The 23,852-nt window shown below is 36.7% G+C and carries 22 protein-coding genes; 6 read left to right on the forward strand and 16 right to left on the reverse strand.

From position 1 onward, the window contains the following. Positions 1 to 141: 141 nt before the first annotated feature. On the reverse strand, positions 142 to 504 hold the full coding sequence (locus tag C1634_RS18455; RefSeq protein WP_123921510.1) for a hypothetical protein: 363 nt from the start codon (positions 502 to 504) through the stop codon (positions 142 to 144). A 65-nt stretch (positions 505 to 569) separates the two neighbouring features. After that, positions 570 to 1,472 (reverse strand): LysR family transcriptional regulator, encoded by a 903-nt coding sequence (locus tag C1634_RS18460; RefSeq protein ID WP_109738911.1) that lies wholly within the window; start codon positions 1,470 to 1,472, stop codon positions 570 to 572. Between the two features lie 82 nt (positions 1,473 to 1,554). Between C1634_RS18460 and C1634_RS18465 the strand changes: the two genes are divergently transcribed. Then, positions 1,555 to 2,148 carry a LysE family transporter gene (locus tag C1634_RS18465; protein ID WP_103235208.1) on the forward strand — a complete coding sequence of 198 codons (594 nt, stop codon included), beginning with the start codon at positions 1,555 to 1,557 and terminating at the stop codon, positions 2,146 to 2,148. A 21-nt stretch (positions 2,149 to 2,169) separates the two neighbouring features. On the opposite strand, the gene C1634_RS18470 is transcribed toward C1634_RS18465, so the two are convergent. From C1634_RS18470 to C1634_RS18490, 5 genes are all read right to left on the reverse strand, one after another. Then, positions 2,170 to 2,739, reverse strand: coding sequence for a Crp/Fnr family transcriptional regulator (locus tag C1634_RS18470; RefSeq protein ID WP_109738912.1), 570 nt, complete (start codon positions 2,737 to 2,739; stop codon positions 2,170 to 2,172). A 54-nt stretch (positions 2,740 to 2,793) separates the two neighbouring features. Continuing rightward, positions 2,794 to 3,543: a siderophore-interacting protein gene (locus C1634_RS18475; protein ID WP_109738913.1), complete on the reverse strand. Its 750-nt coding sequence runs from the start codon at positions 3,541 to 3,543 to the stop codon at positions 2,794 to 2,796. Position 3,544: 1 nt separating this feature from the next. Beyond that, positions 3,545 to 4,720, reverse strand: coding sequence for an MFS transporter (locus C1634_RS18480; RefSeq protein WP_109738914.1), 1,176 nt, complete (start codon positions 4,718 to 4,720; stop codon positions 3,545 to 3,547). Between the two features lie 85 nt (positions 4,721 to 4,805). Beyond that, entirely contained in the window at positions 4,806 to 5,414 is a 609-nt protein-coding gene (locus C1634_RS18485; RefSeq protein WP_103235358.1) for a hypothetical protein, read from the reverse strand. 581 nt (positions 5,415 to 5,995) lie between these two features. After that, the gene (locus C1634_RS18490) at positions 5,996 to 6,778 is read right to left on the reverse strand and encodes a helix-turn-helix domain-containing protein (protein ID WP_103235359.1); all 783 of its coding nucleotides are present in this window, start codon (positions 6,776 to 6,778) and stop codon (positions 5,996 to 5,998) included. A gap of 71 nt (positions 6,779 to 6,849) precedes the next feature. Here C1634_RS18490 and C1634_RS18495 point away from each other — a divergent pair, with 71 nt between their 5' ends. Continuing rightward, entirely contained in the window at positions 6,850 to 8,055 is a 1,206-nt protein-coding gene (locus tag C1634_RS18495; protein WP_228410108.1) for a CynX/NimT family MFS transporter, read from the forward strand. 96 nt (positions 8,056 to 8,151) lie between these two features. On the opposite strand, the gene C1634_RS18500 is transcribed toward C1634_RS18495, so the two are convergent. After that, positions 8,152 to 8,919, reverse strand: a complete 768-nt coding sequence (locus C1634_RS18500; protein WP_103235367.1) for an MBL fold metallo-hydrolase — start codon at positions 8,917 to 8,919, stop codon at positions 8,152 to 8,154. Between the two features lie 92 nt (positions 8,920 to 9,011). Between C1634_RS18500 and C1634_RS18505 the strand changes: the two genes are divergently transcribed. From C1634_RS18505 to C1634_RS18515, 3 genes are all read left to right on the forward strand, one after another. Continuing rightward, positions 9,012 to 9,326, forward strand: a complete 315-nt coding sequence (locus C1634_RS18505) for a winged helix-turn-helix transcriptional regulator (protein ID WP_109738916.1) — start codon at positions 9,012 to 9,014, stop codon at positions 9,324 to 9,326. Positions 9,327 to 9,502: 176 nt separating this feature from the next. After that, on the forward strand, positions 9,503 to 10,906 hold the full coding sequence (locus tag C1634_RS18510; protein ID WP_109738917.1) for a T9SS type A sorting domain-containing protein: 1,404 nt from the start codon (positions 9,503 to 9,505) through the stop codon (positions 10,904 to 10,906). A gap of 37 nt (positions 10,907 to 10,943) precedes the next feature. Continuing rightward, entirely contained in the window at positions 10,944 to 11,498 is a 555-nt protein-coding gene (locus tag C1634_RS18515; RefSeq protein ID WP_103234775.1) for a hypothetical protein, read from the forward strand. 105 nt (positions 11,499 to 11,603) lie between these two features. On the opposite strand, the gene bioA is transcribed toward C1634_RS18515, so the two are convergent. The 5 genes from bioA to C1634_RS18540 all read right to left on the reverse strand — a co-directional run bounded on the left by bioA (position 11,604) and on the right by C1634_RS18540 (position 16,742). Continuing rightward, positions 11,604 to 12,896 (reverse strand): adenosylmethionine--8-amino-7-oxononanoate transaminase, encoded by a 1,293-nt coding sequence (gene bioA / locus C1634_RS18520; protein ID WP_103234776.1) that lies wholly within the window; start codon positions 12,894 to 12,896, stop codon positions 11,604 to 11,606. A 443-nt stretch (positions 12,897 to 13,339) separates the two neighbouring features. Then, on the reverse strand, positions 13,340 to 14,323 hold the full coding sequence (gene bioB, locus C1634_RS18525; protein WP_103234777.1) for a biotin synthase BioB: 984 nt from the start codon (positions 14,321 to 14,323) through the stop codon (positions 13,340 to 13,342). After that, positions 14,323 to 14,937, reverse strand: a complete 615-nt coding sequence (gene bioD, locus C1634_RS18530; RefSeq protein WP_109738918.1) for a dethiobiotin synthase — start codon at positions 14,935 to 14,937, stop codon at positions 14,323 to 14,325. The genes bioB and bioD overlap by 1 nt, the downstream gene beginning before the upstream one ends. Positions 14,938 to 15,016: 79 nt before the next feature. Further along, positions 15,017 to 16,126, reverse strand: coding sequence for an aminotransferase class I/II-fold pyridoxal phosphate-dependent enzyme (locus C1634_RS18535; protein WP_103234779.1), 1,110 nt, complete (start codon positions 16,124 to 16,126; stop codon positions 15,017 to 15,019). After that, positions 16,119 to 16,742 (reverse strand): hypothetical protein, encoded by a 624-nt coding sequence (locus tag C1634_RS18540; protein WP_103234780.1) that lies wholly within the window; start codon positions 16,740 to 16,742, stop codon positions 16,119 to 16,121. Before C1634_RS18540 ends, C1634_RS18535 begins: the two co-directional genes overlap by 8 nt. A 66-nt stretch (positions 16,743 to 16,808) precedes the next feature. Here C1634_RS18540 and C1634_RS18545 point away from each other — a divergent pair, with 66 nt between their 5' ends. Further along, positions 16,809 to 18,299, forward strand: a complete 1,491-nt coding sequence (locus tag C1634_RS18545; RefSeq protein WP_109738919.1) for an aminotransferase-like domain-containing protein — start codon at positions 16,809 to 16,811, stop codon at positions 18,297 to 18,299. A 541-nt stretch (positions 18,300 to 18,840) separates the two neighbouring features. Here the strand turns inward: C1634_RS18545 and C1634_RS18550 are convergent. The 3 genes from C1634_RS18550 to C1634_RS18560 are packed head-to-tail and all read right to left on the reverse strand — an operon-like array spanning position 18,841 to position 23,850. Further along, positions 18,841 to 20,028, reverse strand: a complete 1,188-nt coding sequence (locus C1634_RS18550; RefSeq protein WP_103232500.1) for a PepSY-associated TM helix domain-containing protein — start codon at positions 20,026 to 20,028, stop codon at positions 18,841 to 18,843. A 2-nt stretch (positions 20,029 to 20,030) separates the two neighbouring features. Then, positions 20,031 to 22,475, reverse strand: a complete 2,445-nt coding sequence (locus C1634_RS18555; RefSeq protein WP_109738920.1) for a TonB-dependent receptor — start codon at positions 22,473 to 22,475, stop codon at positions 20,031 to 20,033. Beyond that, positions 22,462 to 23,850, reverse strand: a complete 1,389-nt coding sequence (locus C1634_RS18560) for an AMP-binding protein (protein WP_103232498.1) — start codon at positions 23,848 to 23,850, stop codon at positions 22,462 to 22,464. The genes C1634_RS18555 and C1634_RS18560 overlap by 14 nt, the downstream gene beginning before the upstream one ends. Positions 23,851 to 23,852 lie beyond the last annotated feature (2 nt).

Here is a 23,852-nt window from a genome sequence, read left to right on the forward strand (position 1 = left end):
GTTTAAATGTTCAAGACAAGGTTTTGTAACTTCCTTAGAGTTTACGCACAGTTATAATGCATTACGAATTAATGGATATGTAACAAGAATTGACTACTTTAAGTAAAAAACGTAAAGTATTAATTTTCAATTTAAAGTCAATTAAGAAAGCCGTGGAGGCTGGAAAATTTGGGAAAGATAATGGTTGGAAAAGTCTTTTTCCTTATAAATACTGTTTTTCTTTGAAACAGTAATTTCTTTAGGTTTTTTTATTTCAAATGTAAGTTCCGGAAGCTGGGCGTGTACTGTCAATACAATTGGAGGATTGATAAAGGGTAGTTTTTGATCAGTATCCCAATCAGAGTCTTGCTTATGGTTATCATAGTGCTCCATTACAAATTCTGAAAGACTTCCGTGATATTCCATATAATGTTCTACAAACATAGGTACCTTCAGTACTTCCCCCGCATTGGTGGTAGCCAGCACATACATCATCGAGCATAATATGGAGAACCATTTTAACATGAATGCAAATATAAGGTTTAAATTTTTCCTGAAAAGGATCTAGTATTAATTTTCTTTTAATTTCTCTAGCTTACATCAGGCTTACAAGCTATTCGCTGGTTAAGAATTTTTAAAAATAATTCCATAGCAGGACTGATCCATTTATTGGAGTGGTGAGCCGTAATCATCGTAATAGTACGCTGAAATGCTTTGATCTTAATTTCTGTAATTTCTCCTCTTTTCAGTTCTTCTTCCACCACAAAATGTGGAAGACAGGCGATCCCAAGATTATTCATTATACTTTTTTTGATGGCTTCTATACTCCAGAGTTCAATGCTTTGTCCGGTTCGGATGTTCTTTTTCTCAAGATAGCCTTCGAAGTATTGCTGATAGACCCCATTCGGATCATTATTGATAATAGAGCATGCTTTTACCTGATCTTTTCTGTCAAAATTCTTTTCCTTTTCTAAAAATGCAGGCGATGCCATGACTCCCACTGTGAAAGAAGAAAGTTCTGTTACCTTGATTTGATCATCATATCCATGTACTTGATAGTGAATTCCCAGATCAATATCATTCCGGATAATCTCTTTCTGGACTTCGTAGCAGTTTCTCACTTTTAATTTAAGTTTTACATCAGGAGCCGTTTCCACAAACTCCTTAAGCACAGGTTGAAGAATATAAGTTAACAAACTGTCAGAAACTGAAATGGTAAGATTTCCTTCTATTTTTCTGTCTTTTGAATTCAATTGTTTGATCTGTTCTATTTCTTCTTCTATTTTTTTGATATGAGGAATCAGCTTCAGAGATTGTTCTGTAGGGAGCATTCTCCTACCTATCTTTTCAAATAACGGAAATTTCACTTCATTTTCAAGCTGTTGAATCTGGTAACTGATAGCAGATAATGAATAATTAAGTTCTTTGGCTGCATCCTGAAAATTACCTTTTTCCACTATCGTTTTGAAGCTTCTGAGCTGATGAATATCCATACTTTAAATTTTTCGAAGTAAAAGTATAAATAATTCCGATTGTTTGAAGTATTTACACTCGTTAATTTTGTCAAAAAAAAATATGTGGTTTTCATTTTTTATTTACAGCGTTTTGACAGCTCTTCTTCCCGGTCCTAATAATATCCTGGCGCTTAACAGCAGTATGAAGTCAGGTTATAAAAATAGTAAGACATTGCTTTTTGGAATTTATTCAGGATTTACAGCAGTAATGATTCTCGCTGCCTTTTTCACGGAATTTATATTGAATTCCTATAGCTTTCTTCTCGATTACCTGAAATATCTGGGAGCTGTTTATCTGCTCTATCTGGCATGGTCTGTGATGTCTGGGAAACCTTCGGAATTGCATGTTGAAAAAGAGGAATCTGTTTCTAAAGCAACGGCAGATTTCTGGAAAGGATTTTTCTTACAGTTCGTGAATGTTAAGATCATTATTTATGGAATAACTGCATTCAGTAGTTTTATTTTCCCACAATTCCAGGAGCTTTGGATCATTCTTATTTTTGCTCTTTTCCTTTCTCTTATCGGAAATTCTGCGACATGGATTTGGGCCATTACCGGAGAAAGACTTCATCTGTTTCTCAATAAACATTACAAAATAATCAATATAGTAATGGGTATCTTATTGTTATACTGTGCTGTAAGCTTGTTCCTGTAATTTTGTAGTATGATCTGTTATTTAAAGTTTGGATTTCAGCCTGCTTAGTGTTTCCTGAGAGATATTGAGGTAGGAAGCCACCATTTTATTAGAAAGCCTTCTTACCACAACAGGATTTTCATCCAGCAGCTGACGGTATTTTTCAAGAGCATCCTGAACAAGGAAAGACATCAGCCTTTTCGTATTGTTAACATAAGCGGTTTCCAGATAGATCCTGTAAAACTTTTCCCATTGCGGAATAATATCCAGAAGATGATAGAAATTTGTATGGGTAATATAATATACTTCTGAATCCTCCACGGCCTGAATAAATTCCTCGGAGGGTTCAGAAGTAATAAAACTGGTGAGTGCTGTTGCAAACTGGTTTTCAAATGCAAAATATCGCGTGGAGTCCTGCCCTTCTTCATTGATGAAAAATATGCGGAGACAGCCATTCACTACAAAAAAAGTTCGTTGGCTCTTTTGTCCATTGGCAAGAAGCATTTCATTCTTTTTTAATGGAATAGCTCTGAAATAGGAAAGAATAGTTTCCAATTCCTTATCTGTTACTGATATTCTATTCTTGATATATGAAGCTAAAAGTTCCTGCATGTAAGCAAAAATAGTGATAAATGGCTTTGCTTACTACTTTTATTCTATAGCAATCTATCTATTTTCTGCTTGTCCGGCTTTCCAGTACGAGCCAATATATAAACCATGAGGATCCCAATCTAAGGTTGTTTTGAAGTAAGTTCTAAGCTCATGCACTGTTCTATATTCTGCCGCGATATAAACATATTCTTTTAGTATTCCTGGAGGAAATGGAACAGATTTTACCGCTTCTGTAAGCTGGCTTCCCTTTTCAGGATGAGGGTTATGAAGCCATTCAACCGAAATATCTGCTGCAGAGCACAGAATAAGTTCATCTTCCTCACCCGCTACCTCCAATACTATTTTTGCTGACACATAAGGCGGAAACTGTTCTGCAATAGCACAAATAACGGGTAACGCTGTTGCATCGCCTGCCAGAAGGTAAAAATCTGCATCAGGAACTAGTGGTTTTGTACTTTCTTTCATTCCTATTTCCAATATATCACCGGTATTGGCTTTTAATGCCCAGGCAGAAGCAGGACCGTTATCACCATGGGCTACAAAATCTATAGTCAATTCTCGTTTTTCAAGATCAATTTTCCTGTTGGTATAGGTTCTTATTAACGGATCACTTCCCTCTTCAGCCGGGATAAAGATTTTATTATTAGACCCTGATTTCACATGGGCTAGCAGCTCAGATTGGTTTTCATCAATCTGAAATATGACCCGGATAAGATGGGGTGTAAGCTCTTTTTTATTTTTAACGGTAAATACTGAACGTATTTTTTTAGTTTCTTTTACAGAAGTTATTATAGAATTTTCCATTTTATTTCTTATTACATAGTAAAACAATCATTGAGATAATGCAGCCTATTCCTCCGAACAGATATACCGATTGATAATCAAACCAGCCGGCAATCAATCCTGCTAACGGTCCGGCCACACATAATGAAAGATCAACAAAAGCGACATAAGCGCCCAATGCAGTTCCTCTCATCTGTGGTTTTACTTTTTGAATTGCGAGAACACCCAAAGCAGGAAAAATCAATGAAAACCCAATGCCTGTCAGCCCACATCCGATGATAGCCAGTGTTTTGGAAGCAGCGGTCCAGATTAATACCTGACCTGCGGCTTCAATGATTAAAGAGATCAATGCAATCTTAAAACCTCCGTATTTATCAGGAAAAGAAGCAAAGAAAACTCGGGTCAGGACATAGCATGCTCCAAAGATGATAAAGGCAAGTGAAGCATCACCCCAATTTTTTTCAGAGAAAAATAAAGCAATAAAAGAGGCAATACATCCAAAAGCCATTGATGAAAAGGCAAGGCTCAACCCTTGTCCGGATACTGCTCCGATGACTTTATAAAAAGGAGTTCTTACGTGATCTTTATCTACAGGAATAGAAGGGAGTTTTGCGGTAGAAAGCCAGCTTACAAGCGGAAGTAAGGCAATAAGGATAAAGGCAGGCAGAATAGTATATTCTTTACTTATCCAGATGCTGATAGGTGCCCCGATGGCAATCCCGGCATACATCGCAATCCCGTTCCAGGTCATTACTTTACCCGAATTGGAATGTCTTACAAGACCTATTCCCCATGTTAAAGCTCCGGTAACCAGAAAGCTTTCCCCAACGCCATGAATAATTCTCGCCACGAACAGCAATGCCAGCGCAAGCAATGGATGAGTCTGAAATAATACGGCCAATACATATATAATTCCGGCAATAACGGCTAGTACCACGCCGGACATCTTACTTTTCTTAGCGCCTTTTGTATCTGTAATTTTCCCTGAATAAGCCCGGGTCAAAAGTGTTGACAGTGATTGCAGACCAATGACAAGCCCTACAATAATACTGTCAAATCCTAAGCTATTCTGAACAAACCTGGGAAGTACTCCCAAGGCAATTCCTATAGTAAGATAAACTCCGAATACCGAAATAATAATCGGAGTGATCGCCTGATAAAAATGAATGGTCTGTCCTTTTGTTAATGTTGTACTCATAAATTTTGTTTAAAATATTCGGGTGCAAATGTCCCTGTACAACACATACAAAACTTTGATCTAGATCAAAAAAGGAATATCATGTCTAGTCAATATCCAAAAGACCATCAGTGAGCTGTTTCCATTGAACTTTTGAAATACCTGTCATTCCTCCGACTGCAATGGCAAGATTTCTCATCGTGTCAAGAAATTGTGCATTGAAATTCGGGGTTTCATTACGTCCGTAGATTGCCGCTTTCAAATGAGCGGGATTTCGGGAGATCATAAAGGTAGAACTTGCTCCAGAGCTATAAAAATGAGCGATATGGCTGCTTTTTTTATTTTCCGGATTGATGGATGGACTGCATATCATGGATATGCTTTCAGAAAAACTATCCTCATAGAAACACATATCTGTAATTTCTACCCAATCATAGCCTTTGGCTTCGGATTCTCCCGGTCCCGGAATATCGATTCTGATAAAATCTCCTTTTTGGGGTTCACGATCTACCGGATCTCCATTGAGATTATAGAGTTTAAATGCTGCAAATGGCTCTCCGCAATAACTTTTCCATTTATTGATTGAGAAAAATCTTTCTTTCAACATCTCAAACTTCAATGGAATCATATCCTGCTTAAATAGTTTTCTGCTTTCAGTGTCATGAAAGCCTCCAAATTTTTGTGTAGGAACTCCCTTGAATGTCTTTGGACTCATTTAATATAGTTTTTGAACAAATTAATACAAAAACCGTACTGAACTTTATGAGTAGACTCACAAAAAAGTTAAACGCTCGTTTATATTAGAGTTTAAAAAGGGTTTGTATTCAATATAATTCACCATTTGGAATTCCTTATTATATTGAAAAAAACAGCACACAATTCATCAGAGCGCGAATTATCTTCGATAGTATATGTTTTGAGGCTGCCAATTTCAGAATCCTAAAGAAATACAAAATCATTTAGAGAATAATTGTTTTTACTTAAAATAAATAATATTTAAAAAAAATGACCTTATAGTGTTTTGGGTAACACAATTTTTGCTTATATTTGTGAATCGAAATAATTTTTTTTCATCATTTGTGTTTTTTTAAGGTCTCCATTCGTGGAGACCTTTTTGTTTTCAATCATCTCATAATTGAATATTAGCTATTGAAGTGGAAAATCTCACAAAATGGGAAATATTCTTTTTTTCAATTCGATCAATTGCTTTTATACAAAGGAATACTTAGTATTTTAATAGGTTGATAATTCCCTTTTTGAGCATTTTTCAACTTGCTCTCTAAGTGCTTTAAACGGCTATTGAATAGTTTTAATAAAATCTGTAGGTCTGAACTGCATTACAGAAAAAAAACTTCTGGTATAAGCCTGCACACTCTTGTACCCTACTTCATAAGCTGTTTCAGAAATTGTTAAATTTCCTGCACTCAAAAACTCCAGACTCTTGATGATACGAAGCATCTGCTGGTATTTGCTTAAAGTAAGCCCCGTTTCTTTTTTGAAGATTCGCTCCAGCGTACGGAAAGACAAGAGGACTGCGTCACTGAGATCTTCCATTTTAATTTCTTTATGGTAATGATTGTGAAGGTGCTCAATCACTTTGGTAAGGCGTTTGTCTTTTGGAAGACTGACATGAATTGTCAGTGAGTGTTCTACAAACCGTGGAAGTTCATTAAACAAGGCTTTCAAAAATATATTTTCATCATGGTCTGCCGTCATCAATTTGGACCATTTTTCTGCGTATTTTATCATTTCTTTTAAAACCGGAGGCACAGAAAATACATTGATCTCATGATAAAAAGGATTTTCTGTACTGACATCAGCAAACATAATCATCAGTTTTATCTTTTCAGAATGGGAATTGGTTTTATGAACAGCATTGGGAGGAATCCACACCGCATGATTTTGTGGAAGAAGATAAATTTTATCCTCAATGGTAATGTACTGGAATCCGCTTTCAACATAGACCAGCTGACCTTTCTGATGGTGATGGAGAACATTATCATGAACCCAGTTTTCTTCAAACCATACAAAGTAAGGCTTCTTTAAGTCGTCTATTTTTATGCTGTCATTGGCATTCATGTCGTTTTGGGTTAAAACTTTGGCAAAATTAAACAAAATTACTGCACTAATTTTGCACAAAAGTTTTTATTATGATGAAGAATGAAGTAAAAAAGAATGCTTCGTATGTTTTATTAATTATAAATGTTCTGATAGTTATATTAATTTCCAGCAATCTTCGTTCACCAATTGTAGCGGTTGCTCCTGTACTCGGAGACATACGAGATGCATTGAAACTGGATAATTTCCAGGTGAGCCTGCTTACCTCTATTCCACTGTTTATGTTTGCGACCTGCTCTGTGCTGGTGAGTAAATTTTCAAATAAGTTTGGAATCAGTAAACTTTTGATGTATTCCTTGATTATTTTAAGTTTCGGATTGTTTCTGCGAATTAGCGGATCTCTTTGGCTGCTATTTTTAGGCTCTATATTCATTGGCCTAGGAATATGCATCGGAAATGTAGTCACTCCGGGATATGTTAAAAATAATTTTCCAAAGCAGATTGGCCTTATGACAGGGATTTTTGCTGTATCAATGAATCTTACTGCAGCTTTGGCTTCCGGTTTTAGTGTAAAAATCGGAGAATGGACAGGATTTGGATGGAAAGGTTCTTTAGGAATCTGGCTGGTGATTGCAGCATTGGGTTTCCTCGTTTTAATGGTGGAATTTATTTTTAATAAAAGAAATCCGAATCAGCCTAAGACAGCACTGAGCACGTCTGATTTTAATATGTTCAAATCTGCCCAGGCATGGAACATCAGTGTTTTTATGGGACTGCAGTCTTTATTTTATTATTGTCTGGTAGCGTGGCTTCCTTCATTTCTTTCAGATTTTCATATGCAGGGTGAAAGCTCCGGCTGGGTGTTCTTTGTGATTCAGATTACGATGATTCCTGTGACCTTCTGCTGCCCTATTATTGCCAGCAAAATGAAAGATCAGAGGCTGATGATTCTTTTTATATGCACTCTGATGTTCGGAAGTACCATGATGTTTGTATTCCTGAAATCCCAATGGATCTATCTGAATGCTGTTATTATAGGAATTTCCAACGGTTTGTCTTTCAGTCTGTCTATCCTGTTCTTTTCTACAAGAACGAAAAGCAGCATCAATGCAGTCAAAATCTCTGGGATGGCGCAGTCTGTAGGCTATCTGATTGCCGCATTTGGACCTCCGTTATTTGGAAAACTTCATGATTGGGATATTTCCTGGAACAGTTCCTTCTATCTATTAAGCTGTGCGGTGTTTCTGATGCTTTATTTTGGATTGAAAGCAGCGAGAAATAAGTGTGTAGAAGATTAAAATTACCGTTTGATACATGATAAAGGGTAGAAATGAATTCTACCCTTTTTTTTGTTTCTGTATTAATTCTTTTTGAATACTCTTTATATTCAAAAATTAAAAATGAAGGTCAACTTCTTCTCCATCATCCAGCACAAAACACCTTTTCTCCAATCCATTTTCACGGATCTTTTCCTTAATATATTTCCGGTCTTCTCTGCAATGGCTTACGGCTTCCAGATGCGTCACCCACACAGTGGATTTTGGAGCGTATTCACAGACTTTGATAATGTCCTCGCTGGTCATAATAATAGGATTTCCCACGGAAAAAGTAGCTGCCCCTCCGGCAGCAATGATATGTTGTGGCTGATGTTGAGCAATTTCCTGGGCAATTTCGTCATACCAAATGGTATCTCCTGCGATATAGACTGATTCATTTTGTGTTTTAAAAACAAAACCATTTACGATTCCCATTTTTTCTCCGATTTCTCCGGTTCCGTGTTGTCCTTTGGTGGTTGATATTTCAATGTTTCTCCATTGAAGTTGACCATTTACTGCCATAATATTTGTAAATCCCTGCTCTGCAATGTGACCTGAGATGACATCTGAACAGATAATCGGAATATTTTTATCAAGCAGTTCGATAGCCTTAGCATCCCAATGATCAGGATGAAGATGGGTTACAGCAACAGCATCTACTTTTTCCAGTTTTTGGTTTAATTCTTCTTTACCAAAAGGTAGATCCGCCAGGGGATTCAGTAATTCGCTGTCTGTCATCGGGATTTTCCCCATAGAACCTTTTTCTCCGAGCATAGGGTCTACGAGGATGGAAACCCCATCAATATTCAATAGCAATGTTGCATTGCGCCATAATTGTAATTTCATTTTGCCTAAGTTTGTACCGCAAAGCTATTGCCCGATGAGGGTAAAACAATCGAAGGTTACCAAAAGGTTAACCACATATATTCAATTGATTTATGAATTTTGAAGAATTTAAAAACTGTGGATTAAGACGAAGCCTGAATATCCTTTCGGGTAAGTGGAAGCCATTGATCCTTCATAACCTTTTTGAAGAAGATCAGGTACGTTTTGTAGAACTGTGGAGGAATATGCCCAGAGTTTCAAAGAAAGTCCTTGCAGAGCAATTGAAACAGCTGGAAGAAGATCTAATTATCGAGCGGATTGAAGTCTATAATTTCCCTCCGGAAGTGTATTATAAATTAACGGAAAAAGGGCAAAAATTGGGACCTATTCTTTCTGAACTTCATTCATGGGGCAATGAGCTGGGATAAAGCAATGGTTTTATAGCTTCTTTGAAAAATATTTTGTTTTTCCTATAATTTCCTATAGTACTGCCCCTTTCTCTTTCCTTTTTTAAAATTTTATTATACATTTGGGAACACAAACAAAAATATATCTATGTAGGGTTACATATATAACCTCAAATTTTTATTAAAAAAACCAAACAATGAAAAAACAATTATTATTTGTGCTTACTCTCGTAGCACAAACTTCTTTTGCACAAATTATTTCCAAAGATCCTATGTTTGCTTCGAACGGGATTTACAATCTTCCAGCAGGAAGTTCTTATCTAGGAGAACTAACAGAAGCAACCAATACTGTATTTTATCAATCCTTTGACTCCAATACTAATCAGTTAATTATCTCTAAGGCGACAAGTTACAATGGCTCTTTGGATTTGGCTTTTGGAGCTAATGGTAAAATTGCATTGAATTACGCATCAGATGCTCTGGTTGGGTTTATAAGGCATAACAATGATAAATTAACCGTACTGTTAAGACGATATGATTCTGCAAATAATATTAATTATTTAGATGTAGTTCGGCTGCTTTCCAATGGACAATTAGATCCTTCGTTTTCAAATGGAGGAATAAAAGCATTAGCCAATTTCTATCAGGACAATTTCAATATAAAGAATAACCTTATAGAACAAGGAAACAAAATTATTGTTTCAGGAACCGGAATAGATACTAATGGATTTTTTGATGGATATACTCATACATTTAGATTAAATTCTGATGGTACATCAGATAATAGCTTTGGGAGTAATGCAGAGCTGTTAACGAATGGAATTCCCCGCATCATTTTAGATAATCAGTTCAATCTTATTTTTTTAGAGCATAATACCATAAAAAAGTATAGTTATGATGGACAGCTTATGACTGGTTTTGGCAACAACGGAGTGGCCGTGTTCAATGGCGTGAATGTTAACGTTATAAAAACGGATTCGAATAATAGAATTATATATGCACAGCTTGCATCATTAAACCCTGCCACCATAGGAAGACTGAATGCTGATGGAACGCCGGATACCACATTCAGCTATAGTGGTACTCTTGGTCTTGAATTTTGGGATATTTATGAAAAAAACAATTCTTATTATATCGCTGGCTATGCTGATCTTAATAATGCACCCGCTTATTATATCGCTAAACTCAATCAAAATGGAGCTATTGATCAGGTATTTGGAGAATATGTAGAAAACGATTCTAATTTACTCTATCACTTTATGCACGCAATCAAAGTTTTTGATAATAATGTAATTGTTTATGGAGAGGGGACTACAAAAGAAATTGTTAAATATCTTTTAAGCGGTACAGCTACATTATCAACAGCAGAAACTCTCAAAAATACTACTGAAATTACCTTTGAAAGTCCTATAAAACAAGAGTTAGTTTATCATTCAAAAGAAAAAATCGACAAAATAGAAATCTATTCAGCTGATGGAAGACTATTAAAAACTGTAAACAAAAATAATTCCGACGTTTCTGAACTTTCTAAAGGAGTTTATTTCGCAAAAGCCATTTTTGGAAATGGAAAAGTTTTCACAAAAAAACTTATTAAGAATTAGTAAATTTACATTTCAAAAACTAATAACAATCCTACAAATGAAAAGAATCATTATTTTGATTTCCTGTGCATTAAGTACATGGACCACTGCACAGATCGCCCCACCCCCAACTATTCAAAGATCTAACACGACATCCCGCGGACTTACCGTCAATTCAAGAAAAGGGACATTAATTGAGAAAAAAATCTCCAATCTGGGCAAGTTTAAAAACCTGAATATTCAAAAAATTGTAACGAAAGATATCTCGGACAGTTCATCAGAATCTCTTCTGGGAATCATGTATGAGTATGAAACATTTGACGAAATATCCAAAAAGACACTCACCGTTGATAAAAATGAATTGGGAAAACTGATTCAGGCACTTCAGACTGTAGAACAGAAAGAAAACGAAAAAACGACTCAGGAAACCAAGTATAAATTTGTGACGATGAGCAATATAGAATTTGGAAGTATTTATCGTGAAAAGCTTTCATCGTGGGTTAATTATATAAAAATTCCTTCCCATTATTTGAATCAGAATTTACTGGAATTCAATAAAGATGAATTGAAAGAATTAATTGGTGTTTTGAAAAAGGCAGAACAGGAACTTTAAAGATACCTGAGCATTAATCTTCTGAACATAAAAACCTTATAGGTTTTAGAAACCTATAAGGTACATTTAAAAAAATTAAAAATAATTATTACCAGAAGGGACCGTTTACTGTTTAAACTGATCCAAAACTTCCATAATATTCTGATATACAAAGTCTAATTCTTCAGATGTAATACAATATGGCGGAACCAGATAGATTACATTTCCCAACGGCCTCATAATAATCCCTCTCTGGAGGAATTCATTGTAAAGCTTCTTCCCTATTTCATTGAAATAAGAAGTACTATTCCCGGTTTTAAAATCGAAAGCTAAAATAGTTCCGATCTGACGAACCTTTTCTACATGAGGATGAAAAGCAAGTGCTTTCACAAACTCTGAATGCTGATGAGTGATGCGGTTGATATTCATTTGAGTTTCGGTTGTAAGTAGTAGTTCCATACTCGCAAGAGCCGCTGTACAGGCCAAAGGATTGGCTGTAAACGAATGCCCGTGAAATAGAGTTTTATAACGGTCATCTGAAAGAAAAGCATTGTAGATTTCATTGGAACAGGTAGTAATTCCCATTGGCATGGTTCCTCCTGTAAGTCCTTTTGAAAAACACATGATGTCCGGTTTCTCCGTAAGATAGTCTGCTGCGAAAAGCTTACCCGTTCTTCCAAATCCTGTAAAAACTTCATCCTGAATCATAAGAACGCCTTCTTCCCTGCAGAATTTCATCAGCTGGCTAAGATCTTCGGCTTTGTACATCAACATTCCGGCAGCACCCTGAACTAAAGGTTCATAGATAAAACAAGCGACTTCATCAGCATATTCTTTAATCTGCGACTGAAGGCTATCCAGATTTTCGGCATTGGGGGTATCAATAAAAACAACTTCAAAAAGCATGCTTTCAAAAGGTCTTGTCCAGAAGCTTTTTCCACTTACAGACATGGCTCCGAAGGTATCTCCGTGATAAGCATTTTTAAAAGCTAAAATCTTCGTTTTCTTTTTATCCTGATTGTATGCATATTGAATACACATTTTTAAAGCAACTTCTACTGCTGTAGAGCCATTATCAGAGTAAAAAACTTTTTCCTGACCATCCGGAAGAAGCTTCAGTAAATTTTCTGAAAGCTTTACAGCCGGTTCATGTGTAAATCCTGCAAAAATAACCTGTTCCAGTGTATTCAACTGTTCAAAAACACGTTGTGCAATGTAAGGATGTGAATGCCCATGCAACGTTACCCACCATGATGAAACGACATCCAGATATTTTTTTCCTTCATTATCATACAGATAAATTCCTTTTCCCTTTACAATAGGAATAATATCGTCAGCTGTTTTCATCTGAGTATAAGGATGCCAGTTGACTGCTTTATCTCTCTTTTGCAGACTGAGTTGTTCTGTTATTGTATTCATATATTGATGTAAAAAGTAATAATGAGTGATGAAATTGGATCTAACAATAATTTAGTTGAATATGTGGTTGTAAATGTTGGATGAATCGCAAAGTCGCAAAGTTTTATTATAGATTGCGAATATTTTAAAGCGCAAGAAAATCAAAGATTTTCAGCAAGTGAGGTGTCATTTCTTTTTAGATTTAGGGGACTTTGCAGATTCTTTTTAATTTCATCTGCTTAATTTCCATAATCTGCGAGAGAATAAAATTTACAATATCTAATTTTATAGGAGATAAAATCCTTGCGCCTTAAAAATTACTTACTACAAAAGCTTTTGCGCCTTTGCGTTTTCCAACTTGTACAGCAGTTTATAAAGATTCAAAAACCAATTTTATAATAAGTGCCATAATAACAGTAATCCAGCTCATCACTCATCATTTATCATTTATCATTCATAATTTTCTAGCAGCATGTTTCTTTTTTCATCATAGGTTTTAATCCTAAGGTCTGCAGCATCTGCATATCTTCAGAAACTCCCGGATTAGGAGTTACCAATAAGGTTTCTCTTTCTCCTGTGAAAATAGAATTAGCTCCAGCCATAAAGCACCAAGCCTGCTCTGTTTCTGACATTTCTATACGTCCGGCACTTAATCTTACCATAGAAGATGGCATTACGATTCTTGCTGTAGCGATCATTCTTACCATTTCCCAGGTATCTACTTTTTCATTATCTTCTAATGGAGTTCCTGCTACTCTGGCTAATGCATTGATAGGAACAGATTCCGGATGTTTTGGCATCGTTGCCAACGTCAGAAGCATTGAAATTCTGTCTCTATGCGTTTCACCCAGTCCGATAATTCCTCCGGAACATACTGTAATCCCTGCATTTCTGACATTGTTGATGGTATTGATTCTGTTATCAAATGTTCTGGTAGAAATGATCTCTTCATAATACTGTTCTGAAGTATCAAGATTATGGTTATAAGCATATAATCCTGCTTCCTGCAACCTTACAGCCTGCTCTTCCGTAAGCATTCCTAAAGTACAGCACACTTCAAGCCCAAGTTCGTTTACTCCTTTTACCATATCAATTACCCTGTCAAAATCACGGTTGTTACGAACTTCTCGCCATGCTGCAGCCATACAGAATCTTGAAGATCCTGAATCTTTTGCTTTTTGAGCGTGTGCAATCACTGTTTCTGTAGGTAGTAAAGCCTGTACTTTAATATTGGTGTGATAACGGGCTGCCTGTCCGCAGTAGGAACAATCCTCCGGGCAACCACCGGTTTTGATGGACAATAATGTAGAAATCTGTACTTCAGAAGGATCATGCCATTCACGATGTACAGTGGCAGCTTTATAGATCAGTTCCATCAGGGGAAGGTGATAAATTTCTTCGATTTCTTCTTTCGTCCAGTTGTTTCTCAATGTTGTTTTTGTATCCATTATCCTATTTTTGTTATTGTTAATTGCTTTGCAACATGTTGTATAGATTCCTTATCCGTAGTGTTGATTTCGGGAATCCTTATAATTTTTGTTTCTTTTTCTATAAAACTGCAGATCACTCTTTCCGTATCTTCGGGGAAATCTCCGTTAAGAATTAAATATTCCAGTTGTAGGTCTCTTTGTTGTAAAGCCATGATTGAGAGCAAGCTATGATTAATGCAGCCCAGATAATTTCTGACTATCAGTGCTGTTGGAAGATTTAATTCTTCAATCAGATCAATCATGAAAGTAGTATCGGAGATCGGTACCATAAGTCCTCCGGCTCCTTCTACAATTAATGGGTTATCAGTTTTGGGTAATTGAAAATCATCCAGATCTATTGTGATGTTTTCTTCCCTCGCAGACTGGTGTGGGGATGCTGCCAGCTGTAAACGGTAAGCTTCCGGATGGCAGGTGGTATGATCAGTCCATGATTCAATTTTATGGCTGTCTGTATGATGTAGGTCACCAGATTGTATGGGCTTCCAATATTCTGCTTTAAAATGTTGAACCAAAACAGCCGAACAAACTGTTTTTCCTATTTCGGTTCCTATTCCTGTTATAAATAATTTCATGGGTTCGGGATTCTGGATTCGTGTTCCGGGGTTTGAAAATTTGTTTCTTTTTTCCTTTTTGCTTATTTATATCTTTGTTTTAAACAAATTCTTTAATAATTCCTGTCAGCCTTACAATTTCCTCTTCAGTATTAAAGCTGTGAAGACATATTCGCAGTCTTTCGCTTCCTGGCTTTACAGTCGGACTGTATATCGCATACGTTAAAAATCCTTCCTCAAGTAAAGTGCCTTGTAATAACTTCAGTTTCTGATTGTCCGGAATTACAATAGCTTGAATCGGACTTGTTTCTGACGACGGAGATTGTAGATTTCTTCTTCTGAAAACTCTAATATTGTCCTGAAGTTTTTGGGACAGTTCCTGATGCTGATCCAAGAATTCATATCCTGTTTTTATACTCATCCACTGAAAATCCTGTGCAGAAGTGGTATAAATAAAAGGGCTTGCAAAATTGATCAGATAAGATTGTATGGTTTCATTACAGAGAATTGCCGCTCCATGGGCTCCAAGAGCTTTTCCATAGGTCACTACTGCCGCTGATACCTGATTCTGTAATTGATATTTTTCAACCAATCCATAGCCAAAAACACCAAAAGCATGAGCTTCATCAACAATCAGATACGCTTTATATTGATCAGCAAGCACAGCTATTTCCTGAATGGGAGCAAAATCACCCTCCATGGAGTATAAACTTTCTATCGCGATATAACAGTGTCCCTGTTGCCTCTTTAAAATATTATCAAGATCCTCGAGGTCATTATGCTTAAATTTTAGTTTTTTAGCATTCGATAACTGACACGCATCATGCACAGACCGATGAATCTGCTCGTCTACAATAACTACATCATGACGGCTCGGAAGCGTAGAAAATAAGGCCAGATTAGCATTATATCCCGACGGAAAAAGCAATGCTGATTCAAACTGATGTTTTTGTGCAATATAATTTTCTACCGAAGTTACAATACTGCTGTTTCCACTGATCAAACGGGAACCCGTGCTTCCTGAAAGCAGCTGAGGGTTATCTGTAACCTTTTGCAACAGTCTATTTTGAAGTTCATTACTTCTGGCGAGACCGAGATAATCATTGGAATAAAAATCAATTCCTTCCTGCCTAGATTTTAAACTTCTTATTATTCCATCCTCTTTTCTTTTGTCAAGAGATTCCTGAAAACGAAAGACATTGCTAAGCATAATTCAACTGAGCTACTTCCTGCGTTATAGCATTAATCCATTGTTCATGCAGTTCTTTTTCAATGGTCAGAATATGATCTGCATGTTGTCTCCAGTCTGGTGAAAACTCATTGAGCTGGTTGATCATTTCTTCCAGATGTCCTTCTTCTTCAAGAATAATAGATTTTACCATGATTTTAGAAGATGTTTCCGTAAGAACCTGCTGGTAAACCGTATAAAGCTCATCGGCACGAACCTCAATAGCGTAGGTTACAAAAAGATAGGCTGCATATTTAATATCTATAGTATTAAGATTGAAAGCTTTCTGAAGATAACGGCAGGCTTTAATATCCAATGAGTGAAGATATTGGCTTGTTGCTATAGGGGCCAGAAGTTCTGTGCTTTCGTAGGTTTTGCAGAGTTCAGGATTTATTTTCCCGATCTGCTTTTTTAAATAATAAGCATGACGGTGTTCTTCAGCAGCATGTTTCAGCTGGATCTGAGAAACTAAAGTTGGATGTTCACATTTTGATATTTTTCTTGCACCGGCATTTTCCATAAAAGAAAGAGTATTCAGCCATTTAGCATGGGTACTTCCTTCCTGTACAATTCTTTTTAACAGATTATGAAATTCCATAGATTTTTATTTTGATGTCAAAAGTAGTATATTGCCGGATGGTTGCGTGGTGCCAGTTTTTATATTATGGATAGTCCGGTTAAGATTCCTTATGAAAGTTTTATAAAAATAGATAGAAAATCAGAGACTTCTATCTATTTACAAATTGCGAATCAGTTGATCAATGCGATTCAGAGAGGAGTTTTGCCTTTCGGAACCAAGCTTCCCGGAACCAGAACTTTCAGTGAAATGCTGGAAATCCATAGAAATACAGCCGTTGCAGTGTATGATGAGCTGTCGGCTCAAGGCTGGACAGAGAGTTTTCCCAATAAAGGAACGTTTGTGATTGGGAAAGATCAGGAAAAACCTGTAAAAGTGAACGATTTTGAGCAGAATAACCTTCAAAACTATCCAATAACGACCGGTTTTTCATTCAAAACATCTAATATCCTGGATAATCCTTTTGAACATTCAGACTGTGAATATGTCTTTAATGATGGGGTGCCGGATATTCGTTTAACCCAAATCGGACAGCATTCCCGGTTTTACAGTTCTATTCTGAAGCGTAAATCCAATCAGAAAGCTTTAGGACATTACAACCATGACGGGAGTGAATTTTTTAAAGAACATTTGTCTGAATATCTGAATCTTTCCCGTGGACTCCCTATTTCCAAGAACAATTTGCTGATTACCCGAAGTACGGAAATGAGTATCTATATTGTTTCCGAAATTCTTCTTTCTGCTGGCGACACCGTATTGGTGGGAGCTCTGAGCTATTTCTCCGTCAATATGATCTTTATGAAAGCGGGAGTTGATATTGTTTCTATTCCCATCGATGAAGAAGGAATTATCGTAGAAAGTGTACGGGAAGCCTGCAAAAAGCAGAAAATACGAATGCTTTACCTCACTCCGCATCACCACTATCCTACTACCGTTGCACTGAGTGCCCAGAGGAGATTTGAGTTACTGGAACTGGCCAATGAATATGGATTCATTATTCTGGAAGACGATTATGATTATGAATTTCATTACGACAAAAGTCCTATTCTTCCGCTGGCTAGCGCCGATACGAATGGGATGGTGATCTATATTGGTTCTTTTGGGAAGTCTTTGGCACCAGGCTTCAGAACAGGATTTATTGTTGCTCCTGAAAATCTGATGATAGAAATGCGGAAGTATCTGGGAATTATCGACCGTCAGGGTGATATTTTGATGGAAAGAGCTCTTGGAGATATGATTGCTGAAGGGGAAATTAACCGTTATCTGAAGAAATCTTTAAAAGTATATCAGGAAAGACGGGATCATTTTGCTTTGTTGCTCGATGAAAATCTGGGTGACCTCATCACCTTTCAAAAACCGTCCGGTGGCCTCGCCATCTGGCTGGAATGGAATATTCCGATCAATCTTATGCAGCTGAGCCGCAATTGTATGAAGGACAATCTTTTCATTCCTAAAACATTGTTGTATCAAAATAAAGGACTTACGGCAATGCGATTGGGGTTTGGAGATTTGAATGTTGAAGAGATGAACAAAGGGATTGAAGTTTTTTCAAAAAATGTGAAGGGATTGGTTGGGTGATTGAATCTCTCGCAGATTTAGAGGATTCTGCAGATTTTTTAATAAATACTTATAAAATTTGTGAAAAATTATATCATATTGCTTGCTGAAAATCTCTGATTTTCTTGCGTCTAAAAAAGTATAGAGATAAAAAAAATTGCGCCTTTGCGATTTCCAAAAAAACTTCAACAAAAAGAGATTACATTAGTTTTAAAACGCAAAGGCGCAAATATGCTGAAAAATAAGTTTTAATAAGGCGCAAGGATTTTATCTGCGATAAAATTGATACTGGATATTTAAAATAAGAAGTTGCCTAATCTTTTATATTGATTATTTTTCATAACAAAAGACACAAAAGTTTTTAGCACTTAAGTTTTTTAGAGCCAAGCTTTATGTATAATAAGTACACTTAAGCGTGGTTAAAATCTTTGATTTTCATCTTATGTGAACTATTCTGCGCATCATTTTAAACTTACTTAAGTGGCTAAAGTGTTTTAAAATAAAAACTTTTGTGACTTTTGTGGTTTTAAAAAGAGTAAAAGCCCCTTTACAGAGGCTTGTATTAATGATCAGGAGGAAAAACGATTTTGTTTTTCTTGTGTTTTGGTTTCTTCTTTTTCTTATTGAGATAGATAATAAAACCGGTAATTGGGAGCGATGCTGCAATGATGGCAGCCAGAAAATAAATAATTCTGGTAGTAAGTCCCAGGATGCTTCCGGTGTGGAGATCATAATTTCTTTCTCTTAATGCGGTTCCATATCCGATATTTTTGTTTTTATAAGACTGAGATTTTAAAACATCTCCTGAATATTGATCAAAATTAAATTGTTCATTACGATATTGTCTGCCGTCATGCGTCAATTCAGCATAATAAGTTCCTTCTTCCGATCTTGGGAAATTGACAAGTGCAGATTTTTTATCTGTCAGTCCTTTTTCCATTCTATTTCCAATTAAATCGAGAATATTTCCACGGTTTGAAAATTCTTCGGAAGGGATTGTACTTTTGGCTTTCTTTTCTGTCGGAGTATTGCCGTTCAGTGTGTTCTTTACCCATTTGTCTACATCTTCGAAGCTCCATATCAATGCGGAATAAGAGATCAGAAGTAAAGGAATCACGGCATAAAAACCCAATACATTATGAGCATCATAGTTGATTCTTTTCCAATTGGCAGATGTTTTAATGAAAAACATTCCTTTCAGCATGGCTTTACTCATTTTACGGGGATACCATATCACAAGCCCCGATAAAAGGATAACAGCAAATATCAATGTGGAATATCCTGTAATAGTTTTTCCTATTTTCTCACCAAGCAGAAGTCTTCTGTGAAGATCCAGAACAATTTCAAAAAAATCTTGTTTTGCATTTTCTACTTCCTGTATTTTTCCGGTATAAGGGTCTACATAAACCCGGTAATAATAAAGATAGGTTCCCCAATAGGTCCACGCTTCATCATCCATCTTCAGCGTACGGAATACATACGTTTTTGAAGGATCAGAAGACATTATGACTCTCTTCATCTTCAATCCTTCAGGTAAAGCCTGTTCTGCTTTTCCGGTAAGCTCGGATAGTGAAAGTTTTTTTCTGCCGATATTTTCAACGAAATATCTGTTGGGATGAACAATATGTTTTAATTCTTCTTCAAAAGCCAGGATACATCCTGTAGCTGCCATAATAACAACTATAAGCCCGGACGTTAGTCCGAGCCATAGGTGTAATTGATATGCAATTTTTCTAAATTTTAACTTCATCCTTAAAACTTAAAGCTAACCTCAGCAACAAAATTACGTGGCATCTGAGCGACTACAACTCCCTGCCCTGCAAAATATTGTACATTACCCAGATTATTCATTTTAAATCCTAATCTGTATCTTTCTTTTTCAAGGGAAATGGAAGCATTCACTAAAGTATAGGCAGGGAATTCAAACTGCCCCGTTTTCACTTTATTTCCGGTAATCTGTTTTCCTACACGGTTTACTCCAAAACCTATTCCCAGTCCTTGAAGTCCTCTAATAGGAAGAATATAGCTGATCCATGAATTGAATACATTCGCAGGACCTGCAGATTCCGGACGGCGCCCTTCTACATCAGCATCTGCTTTTTCGTATCTGCTATGGTTGTAAGAATACCCGGCCATAATATTCAATCCCTGAACAGGATTCATGATGGTCTCGATTTCAATACCTTTACTTCTCTGCGTTCCGTCCTGAACTACAATATTATATTCTTTTCCGTCACGGATAACTCCGCTTCCTCTCTGTATATTGTCCACTAAAATATCATAGTAGCTCACCGTGAAATTAACTTTGTTTCTCCAAAGATTTCCTTTGACCCCTACTTCCCATTGATTCGCCATCTGCGGTTTCATCTCTCCGCTATAGTCTGGCAACTGCTGCGAAACAGGTGCTGTATAACTGAAACCATTCATATAGTTCCCATAGGCAGATAACTGATCTTTAAGGATCTGGTACACGATTCCTACTTTTGGAGACCATGCAGTCTGCTTGAAATCACCAACACGTTTGTTATCACTCATATTAAGTTGCCCTTTACTTTCATAATGATCCATACGCAAACTTATAAGGGTGATCAAACGATCGGTAATATAAGTTACGTTTGAAATATAGGCTCCATAAAGGTTCGCTGAAGAGGTATTTCTCACTAAATTGGCTGGAGAGGCTTGAATCTTTTTTAGTGCCAAATCTTTGGATATATTACCATATACACCTGTTACTGGTAATACCACTGGTCCTGTAGGATTTTTACCATCAATGTAATCAAACACCACAATTGGAGAATGGTTATTGTTAATAGACTGGTTTAAATAATCTACCCCAATAAGGACCTTATTTTTAACTTTTCCAATGTTGAATTCTCCATTAAAGTTCTGCTGAACACTTGTAGAAGAAGCTTCAGAATTTTGCCACTGTACATTACGTTCCAGTATGGCATCACTTGTATTTCCTCTGATAAACTGATATTGATATAATCCTTCCGTTTTTCTGAAGTTTCTTGAAAGCAACGTTTGTGAAGTCCATTTATCTGAAATCTTGTAATTAGCCTCAGCTTTTACGTTGATAGATGGCGCTTTCAAAGTCATGTCATTGTTTGAATATGATCTTTTCCAGTCGAAGCCTAGCTCATCCGGGTTGTGAGCGAAATAAGCTCTTGTTCTTGGAAGGAAGATAATCGGAGTATTGGTTCCTTCATAGTTGTAGATCTGAGCTCCTAAGTTAAATTTTAGTTTCTCATTAACCTGATAGCTTATAGTAGGGGCTACAAAGAATGATTTTCTGAATTCAGAATCTCTGAATCCGTTCTGATACTGATAAGCGGCATTTAAACGGAATAACATATTTCTGGATTCTGTAATCGGGCCGTAAACATCAGCCGTTACACGGTTTAGATTATAGCTTCCCATAAGATAAGAAGCTTCTCCTCCGAAATAGTCTTTCGGTTTTTTGGTTACAGCATTGATTAAACCTCCAAAAGAAGTTACAGCACCTCCATACAATGTTCCGGAAGGACCTTTGATCACTTCCAGACGTTCAATATCGGCAGGGTCTATCTCTCCGTTCGTTGTTGCAGGAATACCGTCTACCATCGATACTTTGGTAGGAAAACCTCTAAGGCTGTAATAGAAGCTTCCGTCTCCTGAACCTCTTCCCGGACTTCCCTGCATCTTTACCATACCCGGAACATTTTTCAATACCTCCGAAATATCGTAAGTAAGCTGCTCTTTCATGATCTGCTGGTTGATGCTCGTATAAGCCTGCGGATTTTCAAGAACTTTCAAAGGCATTTTAGCCACTGAAGTACTGTCTCTATCCAAAAATTTATTTCTGCTCACTGCATATACTGTAATTCCCTCAATCACATTATTGTGTAACGGGGCATAGATAGCAGGAATTTCATGGACATCTTTCTGAATGTGGATAGACTCCCTCATCAGTTCGATATCATTTAAAACCACCTGAAGGGTATATTCTCCAGGTGGTACATTTTCAAAGTAATATTCTCCTAAATTATTGGTTTTTGCCTGATAAGACGTGTTGACAAGTCTTAAAATAGCGTTTTTTACTGGTGCCTGTTCAGTCAGCATGATCTTGCCATGAATTCTATCGCCCTGTTGCGCAGAAAGCGAGTTTGAAGATAAAGCAAGACCAAGAAGTAATATAAGGGTTTTAGATGTTTTCATGCTGTAAGTTTTGTAACAGGGGATAGTTTATTTTACCGTTTTGTGATAATGGGAATGATTCTATAAGTTCGGTGCGTACATATTGTGGGTTGATACGCAGTTTATTTTTAATGGTTTCGGTGATGATTTGAGGATCTACATCCTGATTGTCATACAGTACAACGATCTTTTTATCGTTGGCATTCAGACATACAAACGTATTGCCTTGCATTTCATTTTTAAGAATAAATTCTACCTCATCCAGATTGAGACGTATTCCGAAAAGTTTCATAATACGTTTTATTCTTCCTGTGATATAATAAATTCCGTTTTCACCTTTTCTGGCAGTATCTCCTGTATGGAGTACAGAAGGCTGTTCATAAGTGGCCAGATCTTCCAGCTTATTAGCATATCCTCCAAAAATACTGGAGTGTGAAAAGAGAAGTTCATCCGTTTCAGGATGAATTTGGAAGCTTCCGCTATCTACGGGAGTTCCGATAGAAGTTTCTTCTTCCAGCAATCCTTCTGTAGGCAGATAAGCCATTCTTCCTCCTGCTTCTGTCTGACCATATTGAGCAAAGAATTCTTTTTTGAATTCATGACAGTAAGAGAAAATTGTTTTTCTTAGCTCCGCATTGATCACGCCTCCGGTGTGGGTAAAATACCTCAGGCTTGGAGAATCTTTTCTGAAAAACCCTATTCTATTCAGATTTTCATAGAGAAAAGGAACTCCTCCCAGTGTACTGTAACCATATTCTTCTAATTCTTCCCAGAATGCTTTCTGCATAATGTCTTTATCTGTACAGACTATTCTTCTGGCACGCATACAGTTGGTCGTGAAAATAGAGAATCCGTATACGAAGTTGATCGGAACGTTTAAAGGAACCACATCAGATTTCAGAACAGGCATATATTTAAGAATACTTAAAGCATTCTTATAAAGACCTTCATCCGATAATTTGACGAGTTTAGGAACTCCTGTTGTCCCTGAAGTGCTCAGAAGAATCTTGATTTCAGGATGGATGGTAACTTCATTCTTATAATCATCCTTTGCAAAAATTCTGATACTGTCTGAGAATTCTTTTAGGCTGTAACCAGGAATATCTTCTCTTTGTGGATCGAAGATATACTTAGGATGGTATTCTGCTTCGATACGTTCTTTGAACTCCGAATGCAGTTTTTGTCCCAATACCGCAATCGCATGTGCTGTTCCATAAAAATTGAGGAGAACCTCAACACTGGGCAGCTGATTGTCATTGTACAAAAAAAGTAATCCTTTTTCTACAGGGTTTAAGCCTAAAGACCGGTACAGCGTTCCCACCGGTATTGTTTTACCGGTGGAAGCATCTGTAAACTCCAAGTTCTTATTGGCAATTACATTTTCTAAAATTTTCATAT

Origin of the sequence: Chryseobacterium viscerum (assembly GCF_002899945.2) — a bacterium.
Classification (GTDB): Bacteria; Bacteroidota; Bacteroidia; order Flavobacteriales; family Weeksellaceae; genus Chryseobacterium; species Chryseobacterium viscerum.

Excerpts from the sequence above, each read along its gene's own strand:
- C1634_RS18475 (WP_109738913.1), bottom strand. The coding sequence starts at position 3,543 with ATGGAAAATTCTATAATAACTTCTGTAAAAGAAACTAAAAAAATACGT.
- C1634_RS18480 (WP_109738914.1), bottom strand. The coding sequence starts at position 4,720 with ATGAGTACAACATTAACAAAAGGACAGACCATTCATTTTTATCAGGCG.
- bioD (WP_109738918.1), bottom strand. The coding sequence starts at position 14,937 with ATGAAATTATTTATAACAGGAATAGGAACCGAAATAGGAAAAACAGTT.
- C1634_RS18505 (WP_109738916.1), top strand. The coding sequence starts at position 9,012 with ATGAATTTTGAAGAATTTAAAAACTGTGGATTAAGACGAAGCCTGAAT.
- C1634_RS18470 (WP_109738912.1), bottom strand. The coding sequence starts at position 2,739 with ATGCAGGAACTTTTAGCTTCATATATCAAGAATAGAATATCAGTAACA.
- C1634_RS18490 (WP_103235359.1), bottom strand. The coding sequence starts at position 6,778 with ATGAATGCCAATGACAGCATAAAAATAGACGACTTAAAGAAGCCTTAC.
- C1634_RS18495 (WP_228410108.1), top strand. The coding sequence starts at position 6,850 with ATGATGAAGAATGAAGTAAAAAAGAATGCTTCGTATGTTTTATTAATT.
- C1634_RS18455 (WP_123921510.1), bottom strand. The coding sequence starts at position 504 with ATGTTAAAATGGTTCTCCATATTATGCTCGATGATGTATGTGCTGGCT.
- C1634_RS18560 (WP_103232498.1), bottom strand. The coding sequence starts at position 23,850 with ATGAAAATTTTAGAAAATGTAATTGCCAATAAGAACTTGGAGTTTACA.
- C1634_RS18510 (WP_109738917.1), top strand. The coding sequence starts at position 9,503 with ATGAAAAAACAATTATTATTTGTGCTTACTCTCGTAGCACAAACTTCT.
- C1634_RS18540 (WP_103234780.1), bottom strand. The coding sequence starts at position 16,742 with ATGGAATTTCATAATCTGTTAAAAAGAATTGTACAGGAAGGAAGTACC.
- C1634_RS18500 (WP_103235367.1), bottom strand. The coding sequence starts at position 8,919 with ATGAAATTACAATTATGGCGCAATGCAACATTGCTATTGAATATTGAT.
- bioA (WP_103234776.1), bottom strand. The coding sequence starts at position 12,896 with ATGAATACAATAACAGAACAACTCAGTCTGCAAAAGAGAGATAAAGCA.
- C1634_RS18485 (WP_103235358.1), bottom strand. The coding sequence starts at position 5,414 with ATGAGTCCAAAGACATTCAAGGGAGTTCCTACACAAAAATTTGGAGGC.
- C1634_RS18545 (WP_109738919.1), top strand. The coding sequence starts at position 16,809 with ATGGATAGTCCGGTTAAGATTCCTTATGAAAGTTTTATAAAAATAGAT.
- C1634_RS18550 (WP_103232500.1), bottom strand. The coding sequence starts at position 20,028 with ATGAAGTTAAAATTTAGAAAAATTGCATATCAATTACACCTATGGCTC.
- C1634_RS18535 (WP_103234779.1), bottom strand. The coding sequence starts at position 16,126 with ATGCTTAGCAATGTCTTTCGTTTTCAGGAATCTCTTGACAAAAGAAAA.
- bioB (WP_103234777.1), bottom strand. The coding sequence starts at position 14,323 with ATGGATACAAAAACAACATTGAGAAACAACTGGACGAAAGAAGAAATC.
- C1634_RS18465 (WP_103235208.1), top strand. The coding sequence starts at position 1,555 with ATGTGGTTTTCATTTTTTATTTACAGCGTTTTGACAGCTCTTCTTCCC.
- C1634_RS18515 (WP_103234775.1), top strand. The coding sequence starts at position 10,944 with ATGAAAAGAATCATTATTTTGATTTCCTGTGCATTAAGTACATGGACC.
- C1634_RS18460 (WP_109738911.1), bottom strand. The coding sequence starts at position 1,472 with ATGGATATTCATCAGCTCAGAAGCTTCAAAACGATAGTGGAAAAAGGT.
- C1634_RS18555 (WP_109738920.1), bottom strand. The coding sequence starts at position 22,475 with ATGAAAACATCTAAAACCCTTATATTACTTCTTGGTCTTGCTTTATCT.